The following is a 13,839-nucleotide window of genomic DNA, read 5'->3' as shown; positions in this document are numbered from 1 at the left end:
AAAAAAGCCGGCATACGATTTTCCCTTTTGTCTCGTGGGCTCGGAGATGTTTAAAAGAGACACCCCCCTCCCCCGCCGCGGCGGGTCCCCCCCCACCGGGCCACGGCCACGCACCGGTCCCGCCGCAGTACACCGCGCCCGGCGGCCCGCCCCCCGCCGCGCAGCAGCCCGGCGGGCCCTGGCAGCAGCAGCCCGCGCCCGGAGCGGCCCCCGGCGGCTACGGCTACCCCGGGCCGGAGACCGGCAACGCCCCGGGCGGCTACGGCTATCCCGGGCCGGAGACCGGCAACGCCCCCGGCGGCTACGGCTATCCCGGACCGTCACCCGCGCCCGGCGCCGCCCACCGGCGTGACGGCGGAACGCCCGGAGGCGCGCGGTGACCGAGGTAAACCACCAGCTGGTGAAGCGGTTCCGGCAGGACGCCGGCGACCGCATCGCCGAGCAGCGCCGCCTGGACCAGGCCAGCGGCATCCGGGCCATGACCCCCGAGGACGAGCGGCACTACGCGCGCGCCGTCATCGCCCAGGTGCTGGAGGACTACGTCCGCGAGGAGATCTCCCAGGGCCGCGCCCCGCTCGACGCGCAGTCCGAGGAGGGCTACGCCGCGGCCGTGCACGCCGCGCTCTTCGGCGTCGGCCGGCTCCAGCCGCTGCTCGACAACCCCGACATCGAGAACGTCGACATCAACGGCTGCGACCAGGTCTTCGTCGGCTACGCCGACGGCCGTGAGGAGCGCGTCGACCCCGTCGCCGAGACCGACGAGGAACTGGTCGAGCTGATCCAGGTCCTCGGCGCCTACTCCGGTCTCTCCTCCCGGCCGTTCGACTCCGCCAACCCCCAGCTCGACCTGCGGCTGCCCGACGGCTCCCGGCTCTCCGCCGTCATGGATGTCACCCGCCGCCCGGCGCTCTCCATCCGTCGCGCCCGGCTCGGGAAGGTCTTCCTCGCCGACCTCGTCAGCAACGGCACCGTCACCCCGGAGATCGGCCGCTTCCTCTCCGCGGCCGTCCGCGCCCGCAAGAACATCATGATCGCCGGCTCCACCAACGCCGGGAAGACGACGCTGCTGCGCGCCCTCGCTAACGAGATCCCCGCCGACGAGCGGCTGATCACCGTGGAGCGTGCCCTGGAGCTGGGCCTCGACCAGTTCCCCGAACTCCACCCCAACGTGGTGGCGTTCGAGGAACGGCTGCCCAACTCCGAAGGCCAGGGCTACATCGCCATGGCCGAACTGGTCCGCCGTTCCCTCCGCATGAACCCCTCCCGGGTCATCGTCGGCGAGGTCCTGGGCGACGAGATCGTCACCATGCTCAACGCCATGTCGCAGGGCAACGACGGCTCGCTCTCCACCATCCACGCCAACAGCTCGCAGGAGGTCTTCAACCGGATCTCCACCTACGCCCTCCAGGCCACCGAGCGGCTGCCGATCGAGGCCAGCCAGATGCTGATCGCCGGCGCCGTGAACTTCGTCGTGTTCATCCACCGCCGCAACAACTACGCCAGCGGCGGGCGGCTCCAGCGGCTGGTGACCTCGATCCGCGAGGTCAACGGCGTCGACGGCCGCGTGCTCTCCAGCGAGGTGTTCGCGGAGGGACCCGACGGGGTGCCCCGCGCCAACGCCACCATCTCCTGCGACGAGGAACTCGCCGCCTTCGGCTACCGGCCGGGCTGGGGGTGAGTGGACCATGGGTATGACCGGACTGTTCTCCAGCGAGGTGCTGTTCGCCCTGCTCGCCGGAGTCACCGTGGGCGGCGGCATCGCCCTGCTGATCGTCGCCGTGCGCGGCGTCGAACCCAAGGGTGCCGAGGAGCGCGCCCGGCAGGAACGCCGCCGCGCGGAGATCGCCCGCTTCCTCGGGCAACGATCCATGATCGCCGTGCTGCTGGCCCTGGTCGTCCTGCTGTTCACCCGCTGGCCGATCGCCGCGATCGCCACCGCGCTGCTGGTCTTCACCTGGGACCGCCTCTTCGGCGGCGCCGCCGAAGAGCGCGCCGCGATGATGCGCATCGAGGCGCTGGCCTCCTGGACCGAGTCGCTGCGCGACACGATCGCGGGCGCCGTCGGCCTGGAGCAGGCCATCCCCGCCTCCGCCCGCGCCGCCGCGCCAGCGCTGCGCGAGCCGCTCAACAACCTGGTGGACCGGCTCCGTTCACGGATGACGCTGCCCGACGCCCTCCAGGAGTTCGCCGAGGAGATCGACGACTCCTCCGCCGACATCATCATCGCCTCGCTCATCCTCAACGCCCGGCTGCGCGGACCCGGCCTGCGCGAGGTGCTCGGCGCGCTCGCCAAGTCGGCGCGCGAGGAGGTCGAGATGCGGCAGCGGGTCTCCGCCCAGCGCGCCTCGACCCGCCGCAGCGTGCAGATCGTCGTCGGCGTCAGCCTCGTCTTCCCGCTGGGACTCTCGATCTTCAACTCCGCCTACGTCGAGCCCTACGGCGACACCCTCGGCCAGGCCGTCCTCGCCGTCGTCTGCCTGCTGTTCGGGCTGGGCTTCTGGTGGATGCGCAGCCTCTCCAAGATCGAGGTTCCCGAGCGGTTCATGGTGCGGCCCGAGCGGGGAGCCGGGCTGCGCGCTCGCGACCCGCAGGCGGGCGGCCTCGCCCAGCCCGGCCGGGAGCAGGGACCGGTGATCCGCCGATGAACTCCATCGTCACCTCGGCCGTCCTCGTCGGCGGCCTTCTCGGGCTCGGAGTCTTCGCCCTGGTAAGGGCGTTCATGCCCAGCCGGCGCAGCCCCGTCTCCGCCGTCGCCCGCATCGACGCCCTGCGCGCCCGCGGCGGGCACGGCAGCGGCTTCGCCGTCGCCTCGCCCTCGCACCACGGCGACCAGCAGCACAAGCCGGGCCGGCTGGACCTGCTGCGGGACCGCTCCGGTGAGTGGCTCGCCGACGTCTACCTCCGGCGCGGGTGGGTCCAGCACTCGCTGCGCGCCGACCTCGCCCTGCTCGACCGGGGCTGGGAGGGCTTCCTCGCCTCCAAGCTGATGCTGGCGGCCGTCGGCATGTTCTTCGGGCCGATGGTCTTCGCGGGGATCTACCTGGTCGGCGTCGGCTCCAGCCCGTTCATCCCGGTTTGGCTCGGACTGGCCTTCGCCGCGCTGTTCTTCTTCCTGCCCGACCTGGAGGTCCGCCGGGACGCGGCGGAGAAGCGCCGCGCCTTCCGGCGCGTGGTGGCCGCCTATCTGGACCTGGTCGCGATGAGTCTGGCGGGCGGCCGGGGTCTGCCCGAGGCGCTCAAGGCTGCCTCCGAGGTCAGCGACGGCTGGGCGCTGCTGCGCATCCGCTCCGCCCTCGCCGACGCCCGGATCACCGGCATCAGCCAGTGGCAGGCACTCGGTAAGCTCGGAGAAGAGGTCGGGGTTGAGGAACTGAGCGATCTGGCCAGCTCGCTGGCGCTGGTCGCCGACGACGGCGCCAAGGTGCGCGACTCCCTCGGGGCCCGGGCCGAAACCATGCGCAGCAGGGAGATGGCCGAGATCGAAGGGGGCGCGGGGGAGAAGTCACAGTCCATGCTCATCGCGCAACTACTGCTGTGCGCTGGGTTCCTCATCTTTCTGATCTATCCGGCAGGCATGCGGGTCTTCGGCGGCTTCTGACGCCGGCCCGACACGGGAAAGGAAACGACATGCGTCACCTCATGGGGTTCTCGAACCCCGCGATCGCCTACCTACGGACCACACTGAGCGCCAGGATCGAGCGGGCGCGTTCCGAGGAGGACCGCGGCGCCTCCGCCATCGAGTGGGTGGTCATCGCCGCCGTCGTCGTCGGGATCGTGCTCGCCGTCGGCTTCGTGATCTCCAACGCCCTCACCGGCAAGGCCGCCGAGGTCCAGAACTGCATCGCGGGCGCGAGCAACCAAAGCGGAGACTGCTAGTGACGGACCCCGCCCGCACGCCGCGCCGCGTGAGCGGCCCGGCCACCGGCCGGAACGGGACACGGTCGCCAGGCGACCGGTCCCGGCGGTCGGCGTGCCGTGCGGGCGGAGACCGCGGGGCACCGCGGAGGCGGACGGGCGGCACCGGCGGCCGGCTGTCCCTGCGCGAGACGCTGCGGGACGACCGGGGCGGCACCGCCATCGAGTTCGTGCTGCTGACACCCATCATGTTCTTCATGATCTTCGGTGCGGTGCAGTTCGCCATGTACTCCTTCGCCCAGGACGTGGCGAAGGCGGCCGCCCAGGCCGGCGCCCGCGAGGCCCGCCGGGAGGCGGAGGGTTCGCCGGACACCTGGCAGGCGAGCGCCCGCGCCAAGGCGAACGACTACGTGGCCCAACTGGCCGGGCCCGGACTGCTCCAGCAACACGATGTCCAGCTCTCGCAGCCGAGCCCGGACGTCGTCCGCGTCACCGTCGTCGGTTACGCCCCGGCGATCCTGCCGGGAACCGAGATGCGCGTCACCGCGTCCTCCGAGGGCCCGGTGGAGCGATTCGTTCCGGACGGGGGTTAGGGGAGCGATGCGAGTGCTGTCGCACGACGGGCACGGCGGTGACGCCGCTTCCGTCACGGGGGGCGACCGCGGGATGAGCGCAGTCGAAGTGGTGCTGCTCGCCCCCATGATGATCTTCTTCATTCTGCTGCTGGTCGCCTTCGGCCAGCAGGTCGCGGGCCGCAGCGCGGTCGACGGTGCCGCACGGGACGCCGCGCGCGCCGGATCGCTGGAACGCAGCGGAGCCGCCGCGAACGCCGCCGCCAGCCGGGTCGCCCGGGATCAACTCGCCGACATCTGCACGGACGTGGACGTCTTCCGGGCCTCCGGCTCTGACACCAGCCACGCGCCGGGGACGATCTACTCGGTCAGCGTCCGCTGCGAGATCCGCGGTCTGAAGCTGCTCGGTGTCCCGGCGGGTCCGTCCGTGACAGGGACCAGCGCGTCGCCGATCGATCCGTACCGGAGGTCGGGATGAGCAGTCCGAGCCTGTCGCTCCGGAACCGCTTCGAGCGCGTCGTTCGCGTCCCCCTCGTCCGTGCGGAGGACGGACGGGGAACGGAGCGCGGCTCCGCGGCGATCGTCGTCGTGATCTTCGCCTTCACCCTGATCACCCTCGCCGCGTTCGTGGTCGACGGCGGTATGGCGATCTCCAACCGGGAGCGCGCCGCCGACATCGCGGAACAGGCCGCCCGCTACGCCGCGCAGGACCTGGACGAGGACCGGCTGCGTGACCCGGACGGAGGCGGAGCCGGCGCACCCATCAACCACGCCAACTGCGACGCGCGCGTCGCCCAGTTCGTTCAGGAATTCACTCTGACCAGCGCCTCGGTCACCGACCACGACTGCTTCGTGGATCTCAACATCCCCGACGAGGTCACGGTCGAGATCGTCGTCACCTACCGGCCCCTGTTCTCCTCGGTATTCACCGACAACGTCCGGGTGGTCGGCACCGCGACCGCCGTCGCCCGGACCGGGTAGGACCCACCGCCCACCACCAGGGGCCGCACACACCGACCGTCACGCCACACACACGGGAGCACACGCCATGGCGCGCACCACTCACTCAGGCAGCGGGAACCGCTCGCCCGTACCGGTGAAGGTCGGGCGTTCCTTCGGCGACGTGATGAAGGCGATCGGTGCCTTCCTCGCGCTGGCCACCCTCGTGGTCGGGGTACCGCTCTCGCTGGCGTACTTCATCGGCTGGCCGCTGCCCTCCGAGGCGCCGAGTCTGGAGATGCTCAGCCAGGAGATCTCCACCTCGGTCTTCCTGAAGGTGCTCGGTGTGCTGGTCTGGATCGCCTGGGCGCAGTTCACCGCCTGCGTGCTGGTCGAGGTCAAGGCCGCCGTCTCCGGGGTCGGAATGCCGACCCGGGTGCCCGGGGCGGGCCCCAGCCAGTTGCTGGCCCGTCAACTGGTGGGCGCACTGCTGCTCCTGGGCACCGCCGCGGCGAGCTTCACCCCCGGCCTGAGCGCCATCGGCCAGGGTTTCGACGGCGGCTCCCAGCACTCGGTGGTCGCCGAGGCGGAGCAGACCCCCGGCCAGGAGCGGGCCGAGCGGGCGGCCGGGCCTTCCGAGGCGGAGCCCGCCGTCGTGCTGCCCGAGGCGGACGCCTCGCAGGGAGCCGAAGAGGACGCGGACGCCACGAAGTTCTACCGGATCCAGCCGCCGGACGGCCGCCACCACGACACCCTGTGGGGCATCTCCGAGCGTCACCTCGGCGACGGGCTGCGCTACAAGGAGATCTTCCAGCTCAACAAGGACCGTGTGCAGCCCGACGGTTCGCGCCTCACCGAGGCCAGTCTGATCCGGCCCGGCTGGATTCTGGAGATGCCCGCCGACGCCGAGGGCGGCGACCTCGTCGAGATCCCCCACGACGTGGAGGAGCTCAGCGAGGAGGAGGTCGAGGAGATCCAGGAGTACGGCGGCACCGGTGGCGCCGGCGCCGCAGACCCGGCGTCCAGCCCCGACGCGGCTCCCGGCGGCGGCGGAGTGCAGAACCCCGGCGGCATGGAGGTCGGGCCCGAGCCCGGCGCCGACATCGTGCCCGAGCGCACCGAGCAGGCCTTCGACACCGGCGACGGTGGCGCGACCGGCACCGCCGAGATGCCGAACGGGCCCGGCTCGGACATCTCCGAAGCGGCCGAGGAGGACGCCGGCTTCGGCCTCTCCGACGCCCTGATGGCGGCGCCGCTGCTCGCGGCCGGCCTCCTCGGCGCACTCGGCCGCACCCGGCGCAACGCGCTGTGGCAGGCGGCCGCCGGCACCCTGCGCCGCAGCGTCGGCGACGACCTCGAACCCCACGACGACGCCGGCACCGACGTCCGGGACGCGCTGCTGGCCGGCGCCGACCCGGCCGCCGTCGCCTTCCTCGACCGTGCGCTGCGCAGGCTCTCCGCCGACCTGGACGCGGCCGGCCGCAGCCTGCCGTCGGTCTACGCCGCCTGGCTGAGCGACACCGAGATCCACCTCCAGCTGGCCGCCCCCGCCGGTACCCCGCCCGCGCCCTGGCAGCTCGGCCAGAGCGAGTCGTACTGGACGCTGGAGCGCGACCGGCTCGACGCCTCCGGTGGGGAGGAGCCCGACGCGGAGGCGCCCTACCCGGGGCTGGTCAGCCTCGGCACCCGCGACTCGATCCGGCTGCTGCTCAACCTGGAGGCCGTGCCCGGCATCGTCTCCGTCCTGGGAGCGCCGTCCGACCGGGAGGCCGTCCTCTCCTCGATCGCCGCCGAACTCGCCACCAGCGGCTGGGCGGACCGGATGACGGTGACCCTGGTCGGCTTCGGCGCCGACCTCACCGTGCTGGCCCCGACCCGGGTGCGCCACCTCGACGACATCTCGGGGCTGCTGGAGGTCATGGAGACCGAGACCAGCCTGCGCCACAGCAACCTCCAGCACACCGGGCAGGACAGCGTCCTCACCGGCCGTACCGGTCCCGCGCGCCAGCACCAGTGGGCGCCGCACCTGGTCGTCGTGGGCGTCGAGCCCACGGAGGACGAGGCCGAGCGGCTCGGCGGGCTGGCATCGGTCTCCGCGCCGCTGGGCATCGGCTATCTCGTCACCTCCGACCGGCCCGATCTGCCCGGCCTCGCCTGGGAGTTCGAGATCACCGAGGACGGCGAGCTCAAGGAGCCCGACATGGGCCTGGAGCTCGTCGCCCAGTTGCTGCCCGCCGCGCAGCGGGCCGGCGTCGTCAAGCTGTTCTCCGCTCTCGGTGAGGCCGGCGCCGAGGGCGGCGCCGGTTTCGCGGACCCGGCGTTCCTGGTGGAGCTGGGCTCCTCCGGCAAGCCCGAGGTATACGCCGAGCTGATGGGCGGGTGGACCCTCACCGGCCTGGAGACGCCGGAGGCCGAGCGCGCCGTCCAACTGCGCGAGGCCCTCGCGCTGTTGCTGCTGCACCGGGCGGGTGTCCATCCCCGGGTGCTGGCCACCGCTCTGTGGCCGCGCGGTGTCTCCGACGACGTCCGCGACGCCTTCGTCGGCCGGCTGGGCGAGTGGCTGGGCACCGAGACCGTCAGCGGACGCCCCCGGCTGCACGTCGACGCCGACGGCCGGCTCACCCTGTCCTCCCGCGTCGTCTCCGACTGGGACGTACTGCGGACGCTGCACCACCAGACGATCGCCGCCCCTCGTCCGGGGCTCCCGGCCGCGGACCGAAAGCGGAAGCTGACCGACGCGCTCAGCCTGGCCCAGGGCCCACTGCTCGACGGGCAGCGCGACGGCGGCCGGTACGGCTGGCTGCGGCACGAGATCGTCGACGCCCAGTACCCGCTGCTCGTCGGAGAGGTCGCGCTCACTCTCGCCCGCGAGCACCTGAAGGCCGGAGAGGGCGAACCCGCCTACCTCGCAGTGCGTTCGGCGCTGGGCGCCGCCCCGACCGACGAGCGGCTGTGGAACGAACTGCTGCGCGCCGCGCACGCCACCGGCAGGCCGGAATGGCTGTCGGGCGCGGCACAGTGGCTGGTCGCCCACCACCAGCAGCTGTTCGGCGCGGACCGCCCGCTGCCCGCGGAGACCGAGGCACTGCTGGACGAGCTGCTGCCGTCCTGGCGGCAGCAGACGCCGGTCGCCTGACCTGGGCGCCTGACCTGGCCGCCGCCCGCGCTCGGACCGGCCCCCGTCGGTGACGGCGGGCCGGCTCGCGGCGGGCGGCGTCAGCCCGCGCCCACCGGCCGGCCCGGTGCGTCGAGCAGCGGCGTCGCCCATGCGGCGACCACGTCCGCGACGCGGGCCGCGTCCTCCCGGACGGTCAGCAGATGGTCGGCGCCGTGCAGCCAGACCAGCGACGCGTGCCCCGGTGCCAGGGAGTGGATCTCCCGTGCCTCGGCCGGGTCGACCAGTTCGTCCTCGGGAGAGTGCAGGACCAGCAGCGGCACCGGCAGCGCGGCGATCCGCTCCCGCTGCGGCTGGTCGGCGACGTCGTCGAGGAACCCACGCCCGATGCGGAACGGGCGTCCGGCGAGCAGCACTTCGGCCGTCCCCTCGCGCAGTATCCGCGCGCGGTCGGCCTCCGGGACCTGCCGGCGGACATGGCCCGGGTGGGACGGCGCCCCGATCGTGGCCACCGCGCGCACCCCCGGGACGCGGGCCGCCGCCGCCAGTGCCGCCGCGCCGCCCAGGGAGTGGCCCACCAGCAGCCCGGGGGCGCTCAGCCGCTCGGACAGCGCCTCCGCGGCGCGGACCAGGTCGGCGACGTTGGAGGTGAAGTCGGTGTGGGCGAACTCCCCGCCCGAGGCCCCGATACCGGTGAAGTCGAAGCGCAGCACACCGATCCCGCGCTGCGCCAGCGCTCGGGCGATCCGGGCCGCGGCCAGCCCGTCCTTCCCGCAGGTGAAGCAGTGGGCGAACAGCGCCAGAGCGCGCGGTGGCATGTCCCGGGGAAGCTCCAGCCGCCCCGAGAGCCGGTCCCCGTGCGCACCCTCGAAGTCCCACTGTTCGGACCGGGTCGCCGTCTTCGGGCCGTCGCCGACCTGCGCCTTCCTGCTCATGACGGCAGCCTAGGCCAGGCTGGCCCCGCCGGAGGGGCCCGGCCCCGGCACCGTCCCGGGACGCGCCGTGCCCCCGCTCTCCGCCGGGCCGGAGCCTGCGGGGAACGGGGGCACGGGTGCGCCGTCGCGGGTGGCGCCACCCGCAGCGACAGGGCCGTGGGGTCAGCGGCCGAACAGCTTGCGGAGCCACTCCTCCAGGGCGCGCAGCGCCTCGCGGAGCTTCTCCTTCAGGCGGTCCTTCGCGCTGCCGCCGTCGTCACCTCCGCCGTCGCCGTCCCCGTCGCCCTGACCGCTGGTGTCGATCCGGACGACCTGCGGGTCGTGGTCGCTGGCCTGCTCGGCGAACTCGGTGTTGATGTGCAGCACCTCGTACTCGAACTCGGTGATCGTCGAGCTCATCATGATGTTGTCGAGGGACTGCGAGTTGCCGTCGAAGATGTAGGTGTACCGCTGGTCCGGGGGCAGCGTCAGCAGCAGGTTGTTCATCTGCCCGTCGACGCTCAGGATCTCCAGCGTCCGCGAGAACTCGAAGTCGTTGAAGTCCCCGAGGTTGACCACCCGGGCGTCCGGGTCGGCGGCGTGCAACTCACCGATGAAGTCGGCGACTTCCTGAGCCTGGCGGTGGCGCTGCGCTTCCGAGGTGCGCTGCGGCGGCTGGAAGCGGCCGTGCAACGACTGGTCGCCGCCCTTGGAGTTGAAGTGGTTGGTGATCAGAAAGTAGGTCTCACCGCGGAAGACGAACTCGCCGGTCAACGGCTTGCGGCTGCTGGCCCAGGCGTCGCTGCCCGGGCTGATCCGTCCCGGGGAGAAGGAGAGTTCGGGGCCCTCGGCGCCCTCTACGACCTCGACCGCCGAGGTGGCGTCGCCGCCCTCGCGATCGGTGAACGACACCCGGTCGGGGTTGAAGAAGAAGACGTTGCGGATGTTGCCGCCCGGCTGCCCGCCGTCACGGTTGTTCTCCGGGTCGATCGTCCGCCACTCGTATCGGGGGCCACCGGCCGAGACGATGGCGTCGGCGAACTTGGCGAGCGTCGCCTCGGCGGTCACGGTGCCGTCGTTGACCGGACCGTTGTCGTCCTGGATCTCCTCCAGGGCGAGGATGTCCGGCGAGGCGAGGCCGACCGCGACGCCCTCGGCGAGCGCGGTGAACTTCGCGTCGGGGTCGGTCGCCGCGAGGTTCTCCACGTTGTAGGTGGCGATGGCGAGCTCCGCGTCCTCCTGCGGACGCGCCTCCGGTCGGGTCAGGCCGTTGTCGACCCGGCTGCCCAGCTCCGTCGCCTGGAGCGTGTAGCCGCCGAACTGTGCGTAGTCCAGCGGGCCGACCGTCGAACCAGCCAGCACATCACCGGTGTTGGCCGCCGGGAGCGCGGCGGAGTCCAGCGACATGACCTTCAGCCGGCCGGTGTTCGGCTCGTCGTAGGAACCGTAGACCGTCCCGCCGCGCGCCGAGGGGTTCTCCTCGGGCTTGACCGTCACCCAGATCTCGTCGTAGTCGGTGGTGCGGCTGATGACGCGGGTGTCGTTGATCTCGACGCGCTGGCCCTCGACCGACTCCAGGAAGTCCAGGGCGAACTTGTCCGGCTCCAGCTCCAGGTCGTTGATGGAGTCGCCACCGGCCTCGGGGGAGTAGAGGTCGGGAACCGAGTCCGCGTCGAGCACCACCGGGGCGGGTAGCTCGTTGCCGCGGGAGACCACCACGGCGCGCGGCGAGGTGATCTGGGTGATCGACTGCGCGCCCGTCGCCGGGTAGTACTCCGACACCTGGCCGGAGACCAGCACATCGTCCCCGACGGAGACGGTGGGCGCCGCGGAGCCTGTGTAGACGAACACGCCCTCGCTGGTGCGCGGGTCGCCGTCGCCCTCCGCGTCCTGGATCCAGTAGCCGCGCGAGCCCGAGGCGCGGACACCGGTCACGATCCCCGGCACATGGGTGACCTGCTCCCCGGCCAGCGGGGACCACCGGGTCGTGCCCTGGATGTGGTGGACCCGGACCTCGCCGGCCTCCGGCGGCTCGCCCGGCTCCTCCTCGTCATCGCCGTCGTCCCCGTCGTCGACGCCCTCGCCCGCCGAGTTGACCGGCGTCGGGGCACCCGAACGGAAGTCGGCGCCGTTGTCGTCGGTGTCGGTGAGCGCCTCGTCACGGAAGACCGAGGTGCTGTTGCCCGCTCCGGCCGCCGTGCTCGCGCCCTCGCGGACCACCGCGCCGCCGTAGCCGACCAGATCCACGATCCTGTCGTCCTCGGCGCAGTCGGCCGCCGTCTTGCAGGTCAGCGGCGTGGTGCCGGAGACCAGCGCGACCGTGCCGGTGGTCGCGCTCATGGCGATCGAGCCCGAGGCGTCGGGCTCGGGCAGCTGGGTGGTGCCGCCGCTGCCGGCGGCCTGGGCCACCAGATAGAGCGAGCCGGGCTCCACCGAACCGCTGAGCGCCGTCGCCTGCCAGCGGGAGGAGGCCCCCGGCGAGCCGGGGAGGTACTGGACGCTGTGGCCGCTCAGGTCGAAGGACTCGGAACCGGGGTTGCCCAGCTCGACGAAGTCCCGGACCAGCGCGGCACCGGAGTTGCCCCCGCCGCCGTACACCTCGCTGATCACCGCGCCCGCGGCGCCGTCGGCCGCCGCCGCGGTGTCCGGGCCGGGAGCGGCGAACGCGTGCGGCAGAGGCGTCAGGACCAGCGAGGTCGCGGCGCCCACCGCCACCAGCGCGAAGCGGAGTCGGGGGCGGCTTCTGTGGTGCGGCAAGGTGGCTTCTCCTTCTTCCCGGTGCCGATGGCACAACGAGACCTGAGGGTCACTCTAAGCTACGCGCGTAGAAAGGCAGTTGACAACGCCCGGTACGTAAATTCCCGGACGCGCGCGGATGACCCGCACATCACGGGCCGGGGAACCGCCGTGGCGTCCGGGTCGGGCGTCGGCCGCGCCGCCGGGGCCCCGGCCTGCGGACGAGCCGGCGAAACCGACCCACCGCGTGCAATCTCGCGTTAGGTTGTCGGGAGAGCGCCGGGCACGGTGCCCGAGGCAGTGAGCGGTAGTTGTGGAGGAACAGCTGTGTTGATGGTGGGCAAGATCCTGCGGTTCGACGAGGTACGCGGTTACGGGTTCATCGTTCCCGAGGAGGGGAGCGAGGACGTCTTCATGCACGCCAACGACCTCCTGGACGAGAAGTACCTCTACCAGGCGGGCCGGGAAGTCGAGTTCTTCATGGAGATGGGCGACAAGGGGCCGAAGGCGTCCCAGATCCGCCTCATCCACCCCGTGGACGGCGCGCCTCCGGCCGCCGGCCGGGCGCCCGTCCAGGCCCCGCGCCACGATCCCCCGCGCCACGAGGCCCCGCGCCACGACGGGCCGCGCCACGACGGCGACGCCGACGGCGACACCTGCGACATCCTCAGCAGGGCCGAGTTCCGCGCCGAGCTGACCGAGACCCTCATCGGCGCCGACGGCAGCCTGACCGCCGACCAGCTGCGCAAGATCCGCGAACACGTGATCACCCTCGCGGCCGGCCACGGCTGGGTCGACGGCTGACCGGACCAACTCGACCTCGATCGGCCGGTGATTCGGACCGCGCCACGCGCCGCGCCGCCTGCATCCCCGGGAAGCAGGCGGCGCGGCGCTGTTCCGCACACCGGTACGAGAGTCAGACCAGGCCGCCGTTGGCCCGCAGCGTCTGGCCGTTGACCCAGTGACCGTCGGGCCCCGCCAGGAACGCCACCACCGCCGCGATGTCCTCCGGCGCGCCCAGCCGCTCCAGCGGAACGGCCCTGGCCAGAGCCGCCACCGTCTCCTCGTCCTTCCCCTCCAGGAACAGGTCCGTGGCGGTGGGACCCGGGGCGACCGTGTTGACGTTGATGTCCCGGCCCCGCAGCTCACGCGCGAGAATCATCGTCAGCGTCTCCACCGCGCCCTTGGAAGCCGCGTAGGCCGCGTAGCCGGGAAACGCCGTGCCCACCACCGAGGTGGAGAAGTTGACGATCGACCCGCCGTCACGCAACCGCCGAGCGGCCTGCTGGTTGACCACGAAGGCACCGCGGATGTTGGTGCGGTGCAAGGAGTCGAGATCCGCGAGGTCAAGCTCGGCCACCGGCGCCAGTCTCATGCGCCCGGCCGCGTTGACCAGGATGTCGATGCCGCCGTGTTCCCGTTCCGCCCGCTCGAACAGCGCCGCCATCGCCACCTCGTCGGCGATGTCCCCGCGCGCCGCCTCCGCCCGGCCGCCGGACGCCGTGATCGCCGCGACCGTCTCCGCGGCCGCCGCGTCGTCACCGGCGTAGTTCACGACCACCGTGACGTTGGCCGCGGCGAGCCGCTCGGCACACCGGCGGCCGATGCCGCGTGAGCCTCCGGTGACGACGGCCACCCGAGGCCGGGAGGTGTGCTGGGAGCTCATCGGCTCGCCCTTTCGGTAAGAGGCGGGGGTGCCGCCGGGGGG

12 protein-coding genes and 1 pseudogene are annotated in these 13,839 nt (G+C 72.6%); 10 read left to right on the top strand and 3 right to left on the bottom strand.

Annotated elements, in window-relative coordinates:
- The 9 genes and pseudogenes from E0D90_RS27900 to E0D90_RS16365 all read left to right on the top strand — a co-directional run.
- Positions 1 to 380: pseudogene (locus tag E0D90_RS27900) on the top strand (hypothetical protein); the annotation flags it as partial.
- On the top strand, positions 377 to 1,678 hold the full coding sequence (locus tag E0D90_RS16400; RefSeq protein WP_103502844.1) for a TadA family conjugal transfer-associated ATPase: 1,302 nt from the start codon (positions 377 to 379) through the stop codon (positions 1,676 to 1,678). The pseudogene E0D90_RS27900 and the gene E0D90_RS16400, both read left to right, overlap by 4 nt.
- Positions 1,679 to 1,691: 13 nt before the next feature.
- Positions 1,692 to 2,645 carry a type II secretion system F family protein gene (locus E0D90_RS16395; RefSeq protein WP_174856211.1) on the top strand — a complete coding sequence of 318 codons (954 nt, stop codon included), beginning with the start codon at positions 1,692 to 1,694 and terminating at the stop codon, positions 2,643 to 2,645.
- The gene (locus E0D90_RS16390) at positions 2,642 to 3,598 is read left to right on the top strand and encodes a type II secretion system F family protein (RefSeq protein ID WP_130799029.1); all 957 of its coding nucleotides are present in this window, start codon (positions 2,642 to 2,644) and stop codon (positions 3,596 to 3,598) included. The genes E0D90_RS16395 and E0D90_RS16390 overlap by 4 nt, the downstream gene beginning before the upstream one ends.
- Positions 3,599 to 3,627: 29 nt before the next feature.
- Complete coding sequence (locus tag E0D90_RS16385; protein ID WP_103502847.1) at positions 3,628 to 3,876, top strand: hypothetical protein; 249 nt, start codon at positions 3,628 to 3,630, stop codon at positions 3,874 to 3,876.
- A gap of 209 nt (positions 3,877 to 4,085) precedes the next feature.
- Positions 4,086 to 4,448 (top strand): TadE/TadG family type IV pilus assembly protein, encoded by a 363-nt coding sequence (locus E0D90_RS16380; RefSeq protein ID WP_438827407.1) that lies wholly within the window; start codon positions 4,086 to 4,088, stop codon positions 4,446 to 4,448.
- Positions 4,449 to 4,521: 73 nt separating this feature from the next.
- Positions 4,522 to 4,905: a TadE/TadG family type IV pilus assembly protein gene (locus tag E0D90_RS16375; RefSeq protein ID WP_258037145.1), complete on the top strand. Its 384-nt coding sequence runs from the start codon at positions 4,522 to 4,524 to the stop codon at positions 4,903 to 4,905.
- Positions 4,902 to 5,408: a Tad domain-containing protein gene (locus E0D90_RS16370; protein ID WP_130799027.1), complete on the top strand. Its 507-nt coding sequence runs from the start codon at positions 4,902 to 4,904 to the stop codon at positions 5,406 to 5,408. The genes E0D90_RS16375 and E0D90_RS16370 overlap by 4 nt, the downstream gene beginning before the upstream one ends.
- A 67-nt stretch (positions 5,409 to 5,475) precedes the next feature.
- Entirely contained in the window at positions 5,476 to 8,502 is a 3,027-nt protein-coding gene (locus E0D90_RS16365; RefSeq protein ID WP_130799026.1) for a BTAD domain-containing putative transcriptional regulator, read from the top strand.
- Between the two features lie 80 nt (positions 8,503 to 8,582).
- Here E0D90_RS16365 and E0D90_RS16360 read toward each other — a convergent pair whose 3' ends face one another.
- Together E0D90_RS16360 and E0D90_RS16355 are read right to left on the bottom strand one after the other, a co-directional pair.
- The gene (locus E0D90_RS16360) at positions 8,583 to 9,416 is read right to left on the bottom strand and encodes an alpha/beta hydrolase family protein (RefSeq protein WP_130799024.1); all 834 of its coding nucleotides are present in this window, start codon (positions 9,414 to 9,416) and stop codon (positions 8,583 to 8,585) included.
- Between the two features lie 162 nt (positions 9,417 to 9,578).
- On the bottom strand, positions 9,579 to 12,152 hold the full coding sequence (locus E0D90_RS16355; RefSeq protein WP_227870262.1) for a DUF8508 domain-containing protein: 2,574 nt from the start codon (positions 12,150 to 12,152) through the stop codon (positions 9,579 to 9,581).
- Between the two features lie 312 nt (positions 12,153 to 12,464).
- On the opposite strand from E0D90_RS16355, the gene E0D90_RS16350 reads away from it, so the two are divergent.
- Positions 12,465 to 12,935 (top strand): cold-shock protein, encoded by a 471-nt coding sequence (locus tag E0D90_RS16350; RefSeq protein WP_374754176.1) that lies wholly within the window; start codon positions 12,465 to 12,467, stop codon positions 12,933 to 12,935.
- 112 nt (positions 12,936 to 13,047) lie between these two features.
- Here the strand turns inward: E0D90_RS16350 and E0D90_RS16345 are convergent, their stop codons facing one another.
- Positions 13,048 to 13,797 carry an SDR family oxidoreductase gene (locus tag E0D90_RS16345; protein ID WP_130799022.1) on the bottom strand — a complete coding sequence of 250 codons (750 nt, stop codon included), beginning with the start codon at positions 13,795 to 13,797 and terminating at the stop codon, positions 13,048 to 13,050.
- Between the last annotated feature and the right edge of the window lie 42 nt (positions 13,798 to 13,839).

Origin of the sequence: Streptomyces otsuchiensis, from assembly GCF_004305975.1 — a bacterium.
GTDB classification, from domain to species: domain Bacteria; phylum Actinomycetota; class Actinomycetes; order Streptomycetales; family Streptomycetaceae; genus Streptomyces; species Streptomyces otsuchiensis.
This window is presented reverse-complemented; position numbering and strand designations above follow the sequence as displayed.